Genomic DNA, 16,362 nt, shown 5'->3' on the forward strand with positions numbered 1-16,362 from the left:
GAATGGTAAAGCATCACTTATTCTGGCCGTTGACCGTACTCGGCGCATTATTGCTGTTCAATTTGTTGTATTCGCCGGCATTTTTCCGAATCGAGCTGAGGAATGGGCAAATGTACGGCAGCTTAATCGACATTCTGAATTTCGGCGCGCCGCTTATATTGGTTGCGATCGGCATGACGCTTGTGATTGCAACCAAAGGCATTGATTTGTCCGTTGGCTCGGTCGTGGCCATATCGGGGGCAATCGCTTGTTTGTTAATTAGCAAAGGATCGGATCAGAACGGACTCAGCCTCGTCCTGCTCGCTGTTTCACTGGCGCTTCTCGTTTCGGTTGTGCTAGGCCTTTGGAATGGCTTGCTCGTTTCTGTATTCGGCATTCAGCCTATTATTGCCACATTGATTCTGATGGTTGCGGGACGCGGAGTTGCGCAGCTCATATCAGGGGGACAGATTATTACCGTGAATAGCAGCACGTATAACTACATTGGTGCAGGAGCATTGGGGTCTTTGCCATTCTCCATCTATGTCGTACTCATCGTCATGCTTGCCGCCGTGCTGCTCACCAGGCGTACGGCGCTTGGCATGTTCATTGAATCGGTCGGCGGCAATCCGACTGCAAGCCGTCTGGCGGGCATACGTTCACGCGCAGTCATGTTCGCCGTGTATGTATTTTGCGGATTATGCGCAGGGGTTGCCGGGCTGCTGCTAAGTTCGAACGTATCCAGCGCGGACGGCAATAATGCCGGGTTATGGTATGAGCTTGATGCCATTCTTGCCGTTGTTATTGGCGGCACATCGCTGAATGGCGGACGTTTCTACTTGATGGGCACCGTCATCGGCGCTCTAATTATTCAGACACTCACGACAACGATTTATATTATTGGCGTTCGTCCAGAGATTACGTTAGTTGTAAAAGCAATCGTTGTTTTAATCGTATGCCTAGTTCAATCGGAGGCATTCCGCAAATCGCTCGTACAGCGGTTCAAAATGCGCAAGTATCCGCTCGAACAGGAGGTGAAGCGCCATGCTTAAGAAACAATATTTGCCTATTGCGATAACCGTCTGCTTGCTGGGGCTTATGTTCGCGGCGGGTTCATTCCGATACACGGGCTTTTTCTCCATGCAAGTACTCTATAATCTGCTCATCGATAACGCGTTCTTGATTGTCGCAGCGGTAGGAATGACCTTCGTCATCGTATCCGGGGGCATCGACTTGTCTGTCGGGTCGATGATTGCGCTAACGACGATGATCTCGGCAACGCTCGTTCAGCAGCAAGGTTGGCCGCCGGCCGTCGTTATTCCACTTGTGCTGCTGATCGGCAGCTTGTTCGGCAGCGCTATGGGCGCAATCATTCATTATTTCAAAATCCAACCGTTCATCGCCACGCTCGCAGGCATGTTTCTCGCGCGCGGACTTTGTTATGTCATCAGTATCAATACGATAACGATCGATAACAGCTTTTATACAAGTGTAGCGCAGACGAAGATTGAGATGCCTGGCGGCCACTTTATCTCGATCAGCGTTGTTATTGCTTTGCTCGTAGTGGCAGGCGCAATTTATTTGGCGCACTATACGCGATTTGGGCGCAATACGTATGCGATTGGAGGTAGTGAGCAATCAGCTTTGCTCATGGGTCTTCCTGTCGCGCGCACCAAAATTCTAGTGTATACGTTCAGCGGCTTCTGCTCGGCGCTGGCAGGTGTCGTATTCACCTTTTATATGCTATCGGGTTATGGCCTGCATGCGGTTGGACTGGAGCTCGATGCCATCGCTGCTGTCGTCATTGGCGGAACGCTGCTTACGGGCGGTTTCGGGTATGTTCTTGGGACGTTCTTCGGCGTCATGATTCAAGGCGTCATTCAGACGATTATCAGCTTCGAAGGAACGTTAAGCTCTTGGTGGACGAAAATCGTCATTGGTCTGCTGCTGTTTCTGTTTATCGTGTTCCAACGGCTGCTTAGCGCTAGACGCTCCATTCATAAAATGTAAGAAAACGGGTTCGCGCTGTCTCGCGCATCTGTTAGATCTAATGTACAATGGAGCTAAAAATCATGCAGCATGGGAACTAAGGTTGCGGAAGCGGGGGACATGGTTGAAGCGTAGGCTGGGATGGTACATATTTGGTCTTGCAATCGTTATTCTATTAACGGCCTCGGGCTGCTTGGCGGGAGACAATAACCCTTCCAATGAACAAGCGATAGAAGCTGAATGGCAAAGTCAAGATAATGCAGAAGAGCCTTCAGCCGAGGTATATCCGCCCGCCCGTCCGTTGGTACTGGGCTTCTCTCAGCTGGGTTCGGAGAGCGATTGGAGAGAAGCGAACACGACCTCCATTAAAGAAGCGGCTGAAGAAGCGGGCATCGAGCTGCTGTTCGAGAATGCTGAGCAGTCACAAGAGAAGCAGTTCGAGGCGATCCGTTCTTTTATCGAGAAGCGCGTTGACGTCATTGCTGTTGCACCGGTCGTTCATTCGGGATGGGACGAAATATTGAAGGAAGCGAAGCAAGCGGGCATTCCCGTCATTATAACCGATCGTTCTATCGATATTGACGATCCGTCCTTGTATGTTACACATATCGGTGCGGATCTGTACGAGGAAGGCGTGAAGGCAGGCAAATACTTGCTCGATAAGATGCGCGACCAACAAGCGCCGATCGGGTTTGTGGAGCTGCGGGGGACAGAGGGATCATCGCCATCAATACAGCGAGGCAAAGGATTTCAGAACACGATTACGGGCCACGACGAATATAAACTGCTGGACAGCGAAGCGGCCGACTTTACGATGGAGAAGGGCAAGCAGGTCATGAAAGGTTTCCTGCAGGAGCATGGCAGCGAGATTCGTGTACTGTTCGCCCATAATGACGATATGGCGCTGGGGGCAATCGAAGCGATTGAGGAATACGGACTTCGTCCAGGCAAAGACATCGTTATTATATCGGTTGATGGCACGCGCAAGGCGTTCGAGAAGCTGGTCTTAGGCCAAATTAACTGCGTTGTCGAGTGTAATCCGCTGCTCGGGCCTAATGTAATGCAGGCTGTTCAGGAGCTTGCAGCAGGCCGAACGCTGCCGAAGAGGATCGTCTCATCCGAGAGCGTATTTACGGAGCAGATGGCAGAGAAGGAAGTCGGCAATCGCAAATATTAGAGATTGATGTTTAATTAACATGTCTCGCAATGACAGGAGAGCGCGATAGAGGTGCTCTTCTTTTTTTTGCGTGTTATCACATAATTCCCGCTTTTTTGTAAAACATGGTAACAGAGACAGGTTGACACAAGGATTAGATGAGAGGCCGAGGTGCGTGGTTAATGATGACTTCTTCTCGATTATTATGGCCGATAATAGCGGTAATGACTGCCGCTTCGACAGCTTGTCTGTTGCTGGGCTTCGGATGGGCAATCAAGGATATGCTTTATCCGGCAGCATCGGAGGTGACGCCTGATCGAACCGAGCAACCGGAAGCTAGCGCATTACTGCCGCTAGAGAGAGCGAAGGAAATTAGAATCGTCGCTTTCGGCGATTCGTTAACGAAGGGAACAGGGGATACGTCAGGTGAAGGTTATGTGAAGCTGGCGGCAGCCGGCCTGCAAGAAAAGCTGGGCAAGCCGGTTCGCATCGTCAATAATTTGGCGATTAACGGCATGTTGACCAGCGAGCTGAGCAAGAAGCTGGACCTTGGCAGCGGATATCGGCAAGCTATAAAAGGTGCGAATCTCATCCTGTTCACGATCGGGGGCAACGATCTGTTTCAATCTGCCAGAGCAGCTAACAAGGGGCGTCCGATGTCTGCGCTGCAAATCGCATCAATGATGACTGCGTTAACGAAGACAATGGACGACTTCGAGAAGATCGTGCATGCAATAGATACGATAAATGCCGATGCGACAATCGTATATATCGGCTTATACAATCCCTTTTACGATGTAGAGCAGCTTAGGAATGGCAGCCTGGAAGTGCAGCAATGGAATATGAACGCCTATACCATTCTGCATAAGCATCCTAATATGATGATGATTCCAACGTTCGACCTATTTGAACGTCAAATTGGGAAGCGGCTGTCAGAGGATCATTTTCACCCGAATCATGAAGGGTACAAGCAGATAGCCGAACGTATTGTGAGCGGATTGGAATAAGGCTCGAAGAGGACGGAGAGAGCAATGAAGGAAGCAGTTCTGGCGGTACATCGACTTCACAAGAAGATTAGAGGCAGGACGATTATTGAGGATGTCAGCTTCGAGATCAGGGAGGGCGAAATATTCGGTTTTCTAGGTCCGAACGGATCCGGCAAAACAACGACGATAAGGATGCTTGTCGGACTCATTAAGCCGACGTCGGGCACGGTGCGTATCTGCGGTCATGATATAGCGGGGCATCCGGAGCAAGCGCTTAGTCATGTCGGATGTATTGTAGAAAATCCCGAGGTCTATACTTATTTAACAGGCTGGGACAACCTGGTATTCTCCGCTCGCATGTTGGATAACGTTACGGAGGAGCGTATTAGAGAGGTTGCCCGGATCGTCCAACTTGACGATCGCATTCATCATAAAGTGAAAACGTATTCGCTTGGCATGCGCCAACGATTAGGTATCGCGCAAGCGCTGCTGGGACAGCCTAAGCTGCTCATTCTCGATGAGCCGACGAACGGACTCGATCCGAAAGGGATTAAGGAGCTTCGCGAATTTATTAGGCAGCTTGCCGCAGAAGGACTAAGTGTAATGATCTCCAGCCATTTGTTAAGCGAGATTCAACTGCTTTGCGACCGAGTCGCTATCATTAGCGAAGGGCGTGTTATCGCTGAAGGTTCAGTAGAGGAGCTTGTGGAGAAGGCGGAAAGTTATGTGGTGTGGCAGTTGGAAAAGCCGGAGGCAGGACGGAAATTACTTGAAGGGACGGGACAGGTACAGTTCGTCTCTGATCATGAGCATCGCTTGGATGAGGCTATCCTGGCTTCTCTGCCAGGCGCTATCGTTACGGTGATGTCCAAGGAGCTTATAGCCCCGTTGATAGAAATACTTGTACGGCATCGAGTAGGCGTGCTTGCGGCTCTGCCGATCGCACCGACACTTGAAGAGTTGTTCCTTAGCATGACAGGGGGCGAAACGCTTGCATAAACTGTTGCCGCTCATTCAGAACGAGACATTGAAGATTTGGAAGAAAAAAAGATTTTATGTCATTATCGCGATATTGTTAGCTTTAATTCCTATTTTCACCTATGCTGAGCTTAAGGTTGCGCAGAATAATGCCGATAAATTTACGGATTGGCGAAGTCAAGTGCTGCAGCGGATGACCGATATTGAGAATACGCTATCCAGCGATCGCATTCCAGAGGAATGGAAGCGCAGCAGGCGCGTCCTTCTGGGCCAGCTCCAATATTATTTGGATCATGATGTAGACCCGAGCGCTCCGAATGCGGTTACGTTCACAAGAGGATTTCTGAACAATTCGGTAACGCTTTTTATTCCGCTGCTCATACTCGCGCTTGGATCGGATTTAATATCAGGGGAGAGGACGAGCGGAACAATCAAGCTGCTGCTCACTAGGCCTGTTCGGCGATGGAAAGTGCTGTTCAGCAAGCTATGCGCTTTAGTCCTATATGCATCGTTGACTGTTGTCGTAACGGCATTGTTGTGCTATGGTATTTCAGGCTTGTTCTTTGGGTATGAGGGTTGGGGTTTGCCGATCTTCACCGGGTTTCGAATGGCCCAAGGAACGATTGACAGCAGCGGGGCGCATGCCGTTCCGCAGTGGCAATATATGCTGATGCAAGCTGGACTTGTCTGGTATTCCGCGATAATCATAGCGGTTCTAGCACTCATGGTGTCGGTACTTATACGCAGTACAGCGGCAAGCATGCTGACGATGATGGCATCGATCATCACTGGCACGATTCTTTCTAATATGTCTTCCTCGTGGACGAGCGCGAAATATTTGTTCGCTGTTAACTTGAATCTAACGGGTTACCTTGACGGGTCGCCGCCGCCGATTGAAGGAATGTCGCTCCCGTTTTCCCTTGTCGTGCTTGCGATTTGGGGGATTTGCGGATTGGTCGTTTCCTTTGGCGTCTTTACGAAACAGGACATCTTGAATTAAAATAGCTTGAAGATATGCGAAACGTGATTTTGGATTGGGGGACGCTCATGTCAGAGCAAATAGATCTCTTCACTAATACGACGGCCCAAGACCGTAATTATGAGGCCGATGATATACAAGTCCTGGAAGGCTTGACGGCAGTCCGCAAGCGCCCGGGCATGTACATAGGAAGTACGAGCAGCTCCGGTCTTCACCATCTCGTATGGGAAATCGTCGACAACGCGGTGGACGAGCATCTTGCCAAGTTCTGCTCGGCGATCGATGTGACACTGCATAAGAACGGTTCGATTACGGTACATGACAACGGGCGCGGCATTCCGACCGGCATGCATAAGACCGGTGTTCCGACGCCGCAGGTTGTGTTCACGATCTTGCATGCAGGGGGCAAGTTCGGCGGCGGGGGATATAAGAAGTCGGGCGGATTGCACGGTGTAGGCGCATCGGTTACGAATGCCTTGTCCGAATGGCTTGAGGTGGAAATCTTCCGCGATGGCAAAGTACATAAAATGCGGTTCGAATATTGGGTCGATGATAAAGGCAAGGAGCACGTCGGCGAGCCTGTTACCGGTCTAGAAGTGACCGGAACGACGAACCGGACAGGGACGAAGGTAACGTTCAAGCCAGATGGCCGCGTATTCCAAAGCGGAACATCCGTCAGCTACGACACATTGTCGGAGCGCTTGCAAGAAATTGCCTTTCTGAACTCAGGGCTCAAAGTATCGATTAAGGATGATCGAAGCGGCAAGCAGGACGTCTTCCATTATGAGGGCGGAGCGCGTCAATTCGTGCAATTTTTGAACGATGACAAGACGGTGCTGCATGAAGTCATCCATTTCGCGGGTGAACGCGACGAGATTGAAGTGGAAGTAGCGCTGCAATATAACGACGGGTATACCGAGACGATCGCTTCCTTCGTTAACTCGATCCCGACACGCGGCGGCGGTACGCATGAGACCGGCTTCAAGACAGCTTATACTCGCGTAATGAACGATTATGCGCGCAAGGCAGCGCTTTTGAAAGAGAAGGATAAGAACTTAGAAGGCAATGATCTCCGCGAAGGCATGATGGCAGTCATCAACATTAAGATGTCCGAGGTTGAATTCGTCGGTCAGACGAAGGATCAGCTCGGCAGCGCTTCCGCTCGAAGCGCGGTTGACGCGGTTGTATCGGATAAGATGCAGGTGTTCCTTGAGGAAAATCCGCAGGTTGCGCAGATGCTGCTTAAGAAAGCGGTACAAGCGTCAAGAGCCCGCGAGGCAGCGCGCAAAGCGCGTGAAGAAATTCGCAGCGGCAAGAAGAAGAGCGAGAGCTCCAATCTAGGCGGCAAGCTGACACCTGCGCAGTCGAAGGATGTCACTCGCAATGAGCTGTTTATCGTCGAAGGCGACTCGGCTGGCGGTTCGGCTAAGCAAGGCCGCGACTCGAAGCACCAAGCGATCTTGCCGCTCAAAGGCAAGCCGATGAATCCGGAGAAGGCGAAGCTTGTCGACATTCTGAAGAACGACGAGTACAAAGCGATTATTGCGGCGATTGGCGCAGGCGTCGGACCGGAGTTCGAAGCCGAAGAGAGCAATTACAACAAAATCATCATAATGACCGATGCCGATACGGACGGCGCGCATATTCAGGTGCTGCTGCTTACGTTCTTCTATCGTTATATGAAGCCGCTTATCGACACTGGCCGCATCTATATCGCACAGCCGCCGCTCTACAAGATTACACGCAAATCAGGTAAGCTGGAGACGGTTAGATACGCATGGACGGACGAGCAGCTGCAAAATTACTTGAAGGAATACGGCAAAAATTATGATCTTCAGCGTTACAAAGGACTCGGCGAGATGAACCCCGATCAGCTTTGGGAAACGACGATGGACCCGGAATCGCGCACGCTGCTTCAAGTACAGATTGAAGACGCCGCGAAGGCGGAGCGCCGCGTATCGACGTTAATGGGAGACAAGGTCGATCCGCGCAAGCGCTGGATTATCGAGAATGTCGACTTTACGGAATACGAAGAGTAGGGGGAAATTGACGTATGAGTATGCTGGAACAGTTTTTGCCGGCGTTTCTGGAAGAAGTCGTAGGCGACCGGTTCGGCCGCTATTCGAAATATATTATTCAAGATCGTGCAATTCCCGACGTGCGCGACGGCTTGAAGCCGGTACAACGCCGTATTCTATACGCGATGTACGATTCAGGCAATACGCCGGACAAGCAATATCGCAAGTCGGCTAAGACGGTCGGCGACGTAATGGGCAACTATCATCCGCATGGCGACGCATCTATCTATGATGGAATGGTGCGGATGGCGCAGCCGTGGAAGATGGCGCATACGCTCGTCGACGGACACGGTAACTGGGGCTCGCAGGATGATGACCCGCCGGCGGCTATGCGTTATACGGAAGCAAGACTATCGCCTATCGCGATGGAACTGCTGCGTGATATCGACAAGCGCACCGTCATGTTCAAAGACAACTTCGATAATACGACGAAGGAGCCGGTCGTGCTGCCTTCGAGATATCCGAATTTGCTCGTTAACGGGGTTAGCGGCATCTCCTCCGGCTTCGCAACGGAAATCCCGCCTCATAACCTTCGGGAAATTATCGATGCCTGTATCGTCGTCATGGCTCGTCCAGACACGACGCTAGAAGAGCTGATGGCAATCGTCAAAGGACCTGACTTTCCTACTGGCGGCATCATCATGGGCGAGGAAGGCATCCGTGACGCTTATGCGACGGGCAAAGGCAAAATCTATCTTCGTTCGAAAACAGTCATAGAGGATATGAGAGGCGGCAAGCAGCAGCTTGTCATTACCGAGATTCCATATCAAATCGTGAAGTCGCGTCTTGTAACGGCGATGGAAAATATCCGACTCGAGAAGAAAGTGGAAGGCATCGCTGAAGTTCGCGACGAAAGCGGCCGGAACGGCCTGCGTATCGTTGTCGAGTTCAAGAAGGATGCCGATGCGCAAGGCATTCTTGCCTATCTGCTGAAGAAGACGGACCTTCAGGTTGCCTATAGCTTTAATATGGTTGCAATCGTTAATAAGACGCCGAAGCAGCTTGGTATCAAGCAAATGCTGGACGCTTATATTGCTCACCAAAAAGAAGTGGTTACTTATCGGACGAAATACGAGCTTGAGAAGGCTGAAGATCGCGCGCATGTCGTAGAAGGTCTCGTTAAAGCGCTTAATCTGCTCGATGAAGTGATTGCGACGATCAAAGCGTCGAAAAATCGTGCCAACGCGCAAGAGAATCTCGTTGCTAAGTTCGGATTCACCGAGCGTCAAGCAGACGCGATCCTGACCTTGCAGCTCTATAGGCTGACGAATCTAGAGATTACGTCGCTTGAGAAGGAGCTTAAGGAAGCGCAGAAGAAAATCGCTTACTTGCGTTCCATTCTCGACAGCGAGAAGAAGCTAATCGGCGTCATTAAGGATGAATTAATAGAGATTCGTGATAAATACGGCATTGATCGCCGCTCCGATATCCGCGGCGAAGTAGAGGAGCTTAAAGTTAACCTTGAAGTTCTCGTAACTCCTGAGGATGTGCTAGTGACGCTTAGCCAGCAGGGCTACATCAAGCGAACTAGTATGTTGTCGTATACGAGATCTGGCGGCGAGATTGACAATGCCGGAGTCAAGGATGGCGACGTCATTCGTGAGCTGCTGCCGGTCAACACCATCGACAATCTGCTGCTGTTCACGCGCAAGGGTCAATATTACTTGCTGCCTGTCCATCAAATTCCTGAGTTCAAGTGGAAGGATGCCGGTACGGCAATCGTCAATATTGTACCGATTCCAAAGGATGATTCGATTATAAGCGTCATTCCGGTGAAGGACATGAATGCGGCGAATGTGTCGCTCGTCTTCGTGACGAAGCGGGGACAAGTAAAGCGTACTGAGCTGAAGGAATATGCAACAACAAGGTCTACAGCGGTCGCGGCTTGTAAGGTTGCCGAGGGCGATGAGCTGATCAAGGTCGCGTTAAGCGACGGAGAGAAGCAAATATTGCTGGTAACGAAAAACGGCATGAGTATCCGATTCGTGGAGGCGGAAGTAAATCCGATGGGCAGAGTAGCGACTGGCGTAAGAGGCATCCAGCTTAAGGACGACGATGAGCTTGTTGCCGCCGAGTGGGTTGCTGACGATGAAGGTGAAGTGCTGGTCATCTCCGATATAGGTTATGCGAAACGTTCACTGTTGCTCGATTATCCAATTCAAGGACGGGGCGGCAAAGGCGTACAAACGTTTGAATTTAAGGAAGGCAAGCGTGTTCGTCCGAATGGCGCAACACTTGCTGCTGGATTCTACTGCCGCAATCCGCTTGATATCGTTGCGATTACGACATCAGGAGCGAAGTTGCAAGTCAATTCCGAGCAAGCGCCAATCGAGGATCGCAAGTCGATCGGCAGACTTATGTTCCCGGTAGACAAAAATGATGTTATTGTTTCCGCTTTTGTTCGGACGACGATTGAAATCAATCAAAAGGCCGATTAGGAGGGTCGAGCTTCTCGATCACTTCCAATAAAGCCTCCAACATGACCCACAATGGCACCGGTTCATCCGGTTTCTCCAGCCATTGCGGGTCTTTTATTATGCCTAGAGCCTTTGCCTTTCGGATAATTTCCGCAATTTTCTGGTCCACGTTGGATCACACTCCTCATAATCATCCAGCGATTTTGCCTTCGCCTACTAAGGAACTAGTGGCATTCACACAGTACTGGGCCTTCGTCACATTGTATGTCTAATGCTGTCAAAACGTTCAGCATTTTATCGATTAATCTCGCAAATTATTAATTGGATTAATCTTTTAATCGACATTGAACACTGCTATAATAAAATTACGAATAGGTGAAAATTGCCAGGAGGCGGGTGTGAGATAATGGTATCTGATGAATTTACCAAGTTGTGGACTAAGCTGTCGCGCGAGTGGAAATCCAGTTTGGAAGAATCGCTTGCTCCTTTAACGGAAGGCCAGTTAAATGTGTTGGAGCTGCTTATGCAGCATCAGCCGATGAAGCCATCTGACCTGCTGCAATATTTGGCTACAACGCCAGCTGCAATTACGACGCTGCTGGATCGGATGGAGCGTAATGAATTGATCGTACGTACTAGAGACGACAATGACCGTAGAATTGTGTGGGTAAACGTATCGGAGAAGGGACAAGCCGAGGCCGGCAGAGGATCTGCTCTGCGCGGCGAAATGATCGGGCAATCGTTGGACCGTATATCCGCGCATAATCAACAGCTGCTTGTCTATTTGCTGGGTAAAGTCGCAAACGCATAGATGAATCAAGAGTGTACATATAAGCTGCCCCTGCTAGGGCAGCTTATTTCATGTTTCTATTAAGTGATTGTAAGGAGGACGGTCATGAGAGCTGAGATAGAAGCTGCAAACTTTCCCGGTATGCGAGGAACACGCATAATGAAGGCGTTGGTCTATGAATCCTACGGATCACCGGAAGTGCTCCGATTGGAAGAGGTAGATGTCCCTGTGCCGAAGGACCATGAAGTGTTGATCGAGGTTCATGCGGCTTCGGTCAATTCCTGGGACTTTGATCTCCTCCGCGGTAAACCGTACATTACCCGCCTTGGCGGGCTGCGCAAACCTCGTTACCGCATTCTTGGCGCGGACATCGCGGGGCGCGTAATCGCCGTAGGTGCCGCTGCCAAGCGATTCCGACCGGGGGACGAAGTGTTCGGAGACCTTTGCGGCTGCGGCTGGGGCGGATTTGCTGAGTATGTAAGTGCCAACGAGGAGGCCTTGACGCTAAAGTCTGAGGGTATAAGCTTCGAGGAGGCAGCGGCTATTCCTCAGGCTGCCGTACTAGCTTTGCAGGGCATGCGCAATAAAGGGAATTTGCGAGAGGGTCATCGGGTTTTGATCAATGGTGCTGGTGGAGGAGTCGGTACGTTTGCCGTCCAGTATGCCAAATTGCTCGGTGCAGAAGTGACTTGCGTAGACAGAGCCGAGAAGCTGGAAATGCTGCTTTCCATCGGGTCGGATTATGTGTTGGATTATATGAAAGATGACTTCACCTCAAGCGGACTTCGATACGATCTGATCCTCGATGTTGTCGGGAACCGTTCAGTCTTCGCGATGCAACACGCGCTTATGAAAGGCGGCACGTATGTTATGATCGGTGGCCCATTGCCTCGTATTCTCCTGACTGTGTTGGCGTCACCGCTGTTTGCTTGGCTTGGAAGGAAGAAAGTAGCGGTCCTCGTGCACAAGCCGAATCATGACGACCAAATGATTTGGATCGATCTGGTCAAAGCGGGGCAAGTCGTGCCTGTCATTGATCGTCAGTATCCGCTATCCGATGCGGCTCAGGCGCTCCGTTATTTTGGAGAAGGCCGTGCGAAAGGGAAAGTCATCATAAGCATGAAAAACGAGTAAGCGAAAAGAAGCGGCAATCACGGACATTATTTCAGTCCTTGGTTGCCGCTTCTTATCGATACTTATTTCATAGAGTCCAGTCGTTTGCGAAGCATTTCGTAATCTTTTCTCAATGTCGCGAAGTCGGTTTTCGTTAACATAGGATCAGATGCGGCGGTAACCGTCTGCTCGAGCGGCAATATACGATAACGGAACGCATTGTCAGGCTTATAGCGGTGAACCCAAGTCGGGATCGACTCGACTTCAGATAGCTCGATTGAGCCGTCGGTCATATTTTTACGAATATGAACTTTGTATATGACGCCGTAATCTTTGGAATCGCCGCGCTGGTTAGAAATGAAATTGCCCATGGAATATATAATAAGTGCTTTTCTTGCTTGGCCGTTCTCATCGGTCGTTTCGATAACTTCATAAGGCTGCACCACATGCGGGTGAGAGCCTGCAATAATGTCCGCTCCAGCTGCAACGAGCGATCTGGCAAGATGCTTCTGCTCCTCGCTTGGCTGCGTCTGATATTCGTTTCCGAAGTGGAGGGAGACGGTAACGAAGTCAGCACCGGCTTCTCGCAATCGTTTCATATCTGCTATGATCTTCTGTTCATCAATCCTATTGACCAAGTAGTCTTTGCCGGTCGGAATTGGAATGCCGTTCGTGCCGTACGTATAAGCGAGCAGTCCCATCTTGATCCCGTTACGCTCTGCGATGAGCAATTGATCGGCTTCCTGTTGCGAAGCGGCTGTTCCCGTATGCTCTATCTCGTAATCCTTTAGCGTTTCTAACGTCCCTAGCACGCCGCCTTCGCCTTTATCAAGAGAATGGTTGTTCGCAGTCGTCAGCAGGTTGAAACCAGCGTTCTGGAGGGCTTCAATCAGCTCTGAAGGTGCATTGAAGCTTGGATAGCCGGTGTAGCCGTATTTTTTGCCCGCGACAGGTGTCTCCAAGTTCGCAATTACCCAATCGCCTTCGGCAAATAAAGGCTTCACTTCAGTGAAGTACGGATTGAAGTTGTACAGCTTCGTCGCTTGATCGTAAGAGCCAGGCAATTGCGGCGAGTGCATCATCACATCGCCTACTGCGATCCAAACGGCCTCCGAAAATACGGGCTGCGGCGGCTCGGTCGGAGCAGGCGTAGGAGGTTCGGTAGGCTCTGGCGTTTGTTCATGAACGGCGGTTGGAGATTGGCTTGGCTGTTCGGTCGTGTCTGTGTCTCCGCTCGTATAGCTCCAATAAATAAACACAATTCCCGCTATCGCTAATAATAGCAAAATCGATTGAAAAATCATAAGCCGCTGTCGTGATCGCTTACGTCGCATAGTAGGCTAGTCCTTCCTATTCAGGCGTAATGAGTAGAGTAGAGGCACGCTCCAGCTGGTCGGTAGACCACCAGTCCCAGCAAACAGAACCGCTAGGGGAGGAAGTGAATAACAGCTCTTCTTTCGTAACCGGGTGCTCTACGGATATGGAAGTAGACCATAACGCGATATCGCTAATGCCAGCTGTCTTGGCTGCCCCGTACTTCAGATCGCCTACGAGCGGGCAACCGATATGCGACATTTGTGCTCTTATTTGATGAGGCCGACCGGTGTGCAGACGAATTGCGACAAGCGCATGTTTGCCGGATGACGCAGCGACCTTGTAGGAGAGGATCGCTTCCTTAGCGTCCTCTGCAGGCTGATTATAGACCGTTACTTGATTTCGCTTCGTATCTTTGCGAATGTAATGCTTAAGTGTAGCCTGCTGCTCGGAAGGCGTACCCTGCACGATGCATACGTACGTTTTTCCGAAGCTGCGGCTCCGAATGCTCTCCGATAGTCTCGAAGCAGCCTTGGATGTCTTGGCGAACAGCATAGCGCCGCCTACCGGCCGGTCCAAACGGTGGACGAGGCCGAGAAACACATTGCCAGGCTTGTTGTAGCGCTCCTTCAAGTCCTGCTTCAGCAGCGTAAGCATATCCGGATCGCCCGTCTCATCCTCCTGCGAAGGGATGCCGGGAGGCTTCACAACGACAAGCAAATGATTGTCTTCGAATAACACTGGAATAGACATTAGTTGGACTCCCAGCGTCCCAATATGCCGCATGGCAAGTTAAGCCCTGACTTTGTAATTGGCAAGCCAATCTCGCCGCAGTTGATCTCGCCGCCGAACTTGGATTTCATCGTAATGTGCAGCAGATTATGCAGGACAGAAGGAGACAGTCCCGTCGTATAGGAGTTAATGAGCAAGAACAACGGCTTGTCCGACAATATCGACATGCAGGATTGGAGGAACGGGAATAAATTCTCTTCCAGCTTCCATGTCTCGCCGTTCGGTCCGCGGCCATAGGATGGAGGGTCCATAATAATGGCATCGTATTGGCGGCCTCGACGCTGCTCGCGTTGAACGAATTTGAACACATCGTCCGTAATGTAACGAATCGGCGCGGACTCGAGGCCAGATAGCTGTGCATTATCTTTTGCCCATTGCACCATGCCTTTGGCTGCATCTACATGGCATACGTCAGCGCCTGCAGCGGCTGCTGCAACAGTAGCTCCGCCGGAATAGGCGAATAGGTTCAGTACGCGGATAGGACGGCCTGCAGATCGGATCTTATCCATCATCCAGCTCCAGTTAACAGCTTGCTCCGGAAATAGTCCGGTGTGCTTGAAGTTGGTAGGTTTGATATGGAACGACAGCTCGCCATATGAGATCGTCCAACGTTCAGGAAGCCCTGAGCTCATGACCCATTGACCGCCGCCGGAGTTGCTGCGGTGGTAATGTCCGTCCGGTTTCTTCCATAATCCGCTCTCATCTGCAATCGGCCAAATGATCTGAGGATCGGGTCGGCGCAATATATGGCTGCCCCAGCGCTCGAGCTTCTCGCCGCCGCCTGTATCTATAACTTCATAGTCTCTCCATTGATCTGCAACATACATGTTTGTTCGTAACCCTTCCCTGACTTCAAATTTGTATTATAATCATGTCATCGATTATTATATCGAAGCATCACTTATGAATCAATGAAACGAATGATTTGGAGGCTGGTATTTATTCAGAAGCAAATGAAAGGTTGGATTGCAGTTCTAGCGGCAGCCATTATTGTCTTCGCGCTGCTCGCAGTAACGCTGCCAAGCAGCGGGGGAAGCGCCATTGATCAGAGCGTTCAGCGCGTTATGGCGAATTTGAAAGGGGATAGAGCAACGGCGCTGTTCAAGCTATTCTCCTATGTGGGATCGACGGCGGCCATTGCAGGCATAACGCTGCTCGCTTCGATACTGATTTCTTGGAAACAAGGGATTTGGAGAGGCGTATCGATCATTGGTTCCGTACTCATTGCGTTCATTATGAACACGTTATTGAAGAAAGGGTTTGACCGGATAAGACCTGAGGAAGCATGGGGGATCACTGCTGACGGAGCAAGCTTTCCAAGCGGAAATGCGATGCTGGCCATCGTCATGTTCGGAATGATTGCAATCGCTATTGTACATTCTCGAACCGCAAGCAAAAGGAGCAAAGGGATTGTCTGCCTTGCAGCGGTAGTTGTAATTGTGATGATGGGACTTAGCCGGGTATATTTTCACGTCCATTACATATCGGATATTATCGGCGGCTTCGCAGCAGGATCAGCCGTTATATCAGGTGTACAAGCTGTTATGCTGTTAGCCAACAAAAAGCAAAGAGGTGTACGTACCAATGATGAACTTCGAATGTGAGTGCGGCAATACGACCCGATTTTTCGCAACGGGAGATCAGGACGAACAAAGAAGGGAATATATCGAGGTAGAGGACGAGGAGCGGCTTGCTGTTATTTTTGGTGAAGACAGCGTGTTATTCCAATGCAAGTTCTGCAACTATACATACCGCTTGCAAAAATAGGAAAGCAAATGAACCAACCGCCCA

16 protein-coding genes are annotated in these 16,362 nt (G+C 50.5%); 12 read left to right on the forward strand and 4 right to left on the reverse strand.

Annotation, left to right across the window (positions count from 1 at the left end; all coding sequences use genetic code 11):
* The first annotated feature begins 2 nt into the window (after positions 1-2).
* The 8 genes from V8F51_RS25355 (at position 3) to gyrA (ending at position 10,583) form a co-directional block, all read left to right on the forward strand.
* On the forward strand, positions 3-1,031 hold the full coding sequence (locus V8F51_RS25355; RefSeq protein ID WP_337103288.1) for an ABC transporter permease: 1,029 nt from the start codon (positions 3-5) through the stop codon (positions 1,029-1,031).
* Complete coding sequence (yjfF, locus tag V8F51_RS25360) at positions 1,024-1,989, forward strand: galactofuranose ABC transporter, permease protein YjfF (RefSeq protein WP_337103289.1); 966 nt, start codon at positions 1,024-1,026, stop codon at positions 1,987-1,989. The genes V8F51_RS25355 and yjfF overlap by 8 nt, the downstream gene beginning before the upstream one ends.
* A gap of 103 nt (positions 1,990-2,092) precedes the next feature.
* Positions 2,093-3,145 carry an ABC transporter substrate-binding protein gene (locus V8F51_RS25365; RefSeq protein ID WP_337103290.1) on the forward strand — a complete coding sequence of 351 codons (1,053 nt, stop codon included), beginning with the start codon at positions 2,093-2,095 and terminating at the stop codon, positions 3,143-3,145.
* Between the two features lie 161 nt (positions 3,146-3,306).
* Positions 3,307-4,131 carry a GDSL-type esterase/lipase family protein gene (locus tag V8F51_RS25370; protein WP_337103291.1) on the forward strand — a complete coding sequence of 275 codons (825 nt, stop codon included), beginning with the start codon at positions 3,307-3,309 and terminating at the stop codon, positions 4,129-4,131.
* A 24-nt stretch (positions 4,132-4,155) separates the two neighbouring features.
* A complete protein-coding gene (locus V8F51_RS25375) occupies positions 4,156-5,109 on the forward strand; it encodes an ABC transporter ATP-binding protein (protein WP_337103292.1) in 954 nt (317 codons plus the stop codon).
* A complete protein-coding gene (locus V8F51_RS25380; protein ID WP_337103293.1) occupies positions 5,102-6,088 on the forward strand; it encodes an ABC transporter permease in 987 nt (328 codons plus the stop codon). The genes V8F51_RS25375 and V8F51_RS25380 overlap by 8 nt, the downstream gene beginning before the upstream one ends.
* A gap of 47 nt (positions 6,089-6,135) precedes the next feature.
* Positions 6,136-8,106, forward strand: a complete 1,971-nt coding sequence (gene parE, locus V8F51_RS25385; RefSeq protein WP_337103294.1) for a DNA topoisomerase IV subunit B — start codon at positions 6,136-6,138, stop codon at positions 8,104-8,106.
* 14 nt (positions 8,107-8,120) lie between these two features.
* Complete coding sequence (gene gyrA, locus V8F51_RS25390) at positions 8,121-10,583, forward strand: DNA gyrase subunit A (RefSeq protein WP_337103295.1); 2,463 nt, start codon at positions 8,121-8,123, stop codon at positions 10,581-10,583.
* Here gyrA and V8F51_RS25395 read toward each other — a convergent pair.
* A complete protein-coding gene (locus V8F51_RS25395; protein WP_337103296.1) occupies positions 10,564-10,731 on the reverse strand; it encodes a hypothetical protein in 168 nt (55 codons plus the stop codon). The genes gyrA and V8F51_RS25395 overlap by 20 nt on opposite strands.
* A gap of 237 nt (positions 10,732-10,968) precedes the next feature.
* On the opposite strand from V8F51_RS25395, the gene V8F51_RS25400 reads away from it, so the two are divergent.
* Together V8F51_RS25400 and V8F51_RS25405 are read left to right on the forward strand one after the other, a co-directional pair.
* Positions 10,969-11,373 carry a MarR family winged helix-turn-helix transcriptional regulator gene (locus V8F51_RS25400; RefSeq protein ID WP_337103297.1) on the forward strand — a complete coding sequence of 135 codons (405 nt, stop codon included), beginning with the start codon at positions 10,969-10,971 and terminating at the stop codon, positions 11,371-11,373.
* A gap of 84 nt (positions 11,374-11,457) precedes the next feature.
* A complete protein-coding gene (locus V8F51_RS25405; protein ID WP_337103298.1) occupies positions 11,458-12,486 on the forward strand; it encodes an NAD(P)-dependent alcohol dehydrogenase in 1,029 nt (342 codons plus the stop codon).
* 62 nt (positions 12,487-12,548) lie between these two features.
* Here the strand turns inward: V8F51_RS25405 and V8F51_RS25410 are convergent, their stop codons facing one another.
* Genes V8F51_RS25410 through V8F51_RS25420 form a run of 3 tightly spaced genes read right to left on the reverse strand, consistent with a single transcriptional unit; the run spans position 12,549 to position 15,398 of the window.
* Positions 12,549-13,769: a CapA family protein gene (locus V8F51_RS25410; protein ID WP_337103299.1), complete on the reverse strand. Its 1,221-nt coding sequence runs from the start codon at positions 13,767-13,769 to the stop codon at positions 12,549-12,551.
* Positions 13,770-13,815: 46 nt separating this feature from the next.
* On the reverse strand, positions 13,816-14,532 hold the full coding sequence (locus tag V8F51_RS25415; RefSeq protein WP_337103300.1) for an RluA family pseudouridine synthase: 717 nt from the start codon (positions 14,530-14,532) through the stop codon (positions 13,816-13,818).
* Complete coding sequence (locus V8F51_RS25420; protein WP_337103301.1) at positions 14,532-15,398, reverse strand: class I SAM-dependent methyltransferase; 867 nt, start codon at positions 15,396-15,398, stop codon at positions 14,532-14,534. Before V8F51_RS25420 ends, V8F51_RS25415 begins: the two co-directional genes overlap by 1 nt.
* Before the next feature lie 126 nt (positions 15,399-15,524).
* Here V8F51_RS25420 and V8F51_RS25425 point away from each other — a divergent pair, with 126 nt between their 5' ends.
* Positions 15,525-16,175 carry a phosphatase PAP2 family protein gene (locus V8F51_RS25425; protein ID WP_337103302.1) on the forward strand — a complete coding sequence of 217 codons (651 nt, stop codon included), beginning with the start codon at positions 15,525-15,527 and terminating at the stop codon, positions 16,173-16,175.
* Positions 16,156-16,338: a hypothetical protein gene (locus tag V8F51_RS25430; RefSeq protein ID WP_337103303.1), complete on the forward strand. Its 183-nt coding sequence runs from the start codon at positions 16,156-16,158 to the stop codon at positions 16,336-16,338. Before V8F51_RS25425 ends, V8F51_RS25430 begins: the two co-directional genes overlap by 20 nt.
* Positions 16,339-16,362: the final 24 nt, after the last annotated feature.

The sequence above is a fragment of the Paenibacillus sp. YIM B09110 genome (assembly GCF_037167145.1).
Lineage (GTDB): Bacteria > Bacillota > Bacilli > Paenibacillales > Paenibacillaceae > Pristimantibacillus.

What these genes read in the sequence shown, in the direction of transcription:
- V8F51_RS25355 (WP_337103288.1), top strand. Translation starts at nt 3, where the DNA reads ATGGTAAAGCATCACTTATTCTGGCCGTTGACCGTACTCGGCGCATTA.
- yjfF (WP_337103289.1), top strand. Translation starts at nt 1,024, where the DNA reads ATGCTTAAGAAACAATATTTGCCTATTGCGATAACCGTCTGCTTGCTG.
- V8F51_RS25370 (WP_337103291.1), top strand. Translation starts at nt 3,307, where the DNA reads ATGATGACTTCTTCTCGATTATTATGGCCGATAATAGCGGTAATGACT.
- V8F51_RS25375 (WP_337103292.1), top strand. Translation starts at nt 4,156, where the DNA reads ATGAAGGAAGCAGTTCTGGCGGTACATCGACTTCACAAGAAGATTAGA.
- parE (WP_337103294.1), top strand. Translation starts at nt 6,136, where the DNA reads ATGTCAGAGCAAATAGATCTCTTCACTAATACGACGGCCCAAGACCGT.
- gyrA (WP_337103295.1), top strand. Translation starts at nt 8,121, where the DNA reads ATGAGTATGCTGGAACAGTTTTTGCCGGCGTTTCTGGAAGAAGTCGTA.
- V8F51_RS25400 (WP_337103297.1), top strand. Translation starts at nt 10,969, where the DNA reads ATGGTATCTGATGAATTTACCAAGTTGTGGACTAAGCTGTCGCGCGAG.
- V8F51_RS25405 (WP_337103298.1), top strand. Translation starts at nt 11,458, where the DNA reads ATGAGAGCTGAGATAGAAGCTGCAAACTTTCCCGGTATGCGAGGAACA.
- V8F51_RS25410 (WP_337103299.1), bottom strand. Translation starts at nt 13,769, where the DNA reads ATGATTTTTCAATCGATTTTGCTATTATTAGCGATAGCGGGAATTGTG.
- V8F51_RS25415 (WP_337103300.1), bottom strand. Translation starts at nt 14,532, where the DNA reads ATGTCTATTCCAGTGTTATTCGAAGACAATCATTTGCTTGTCGTTGTG.
- V8F51_RS25420 (WP_337103301.1), bottom strand. Translation starts at nt 15,398, where the DNA reads ATGTATGTTGCAGATCAATGGAGAGACTATGAAGTTATAGATACAGGC.
- V8F51_RS25425 (WP_337103302.1), top strand. Translation starts at nt 15,525, where the DNA reads ATGAAAGGTTGGATTGCAGTTCTAGCGGCAGCCATTATTGTCTTCGCG.
- V8F51_RS25430 (WP_337103303.1), top strand. Translation starts at nt 16,156, where the DNA reads ATGATGAACTTCGAATGTGAGTGCGGCAATACGACCCGATTTTTCGCA.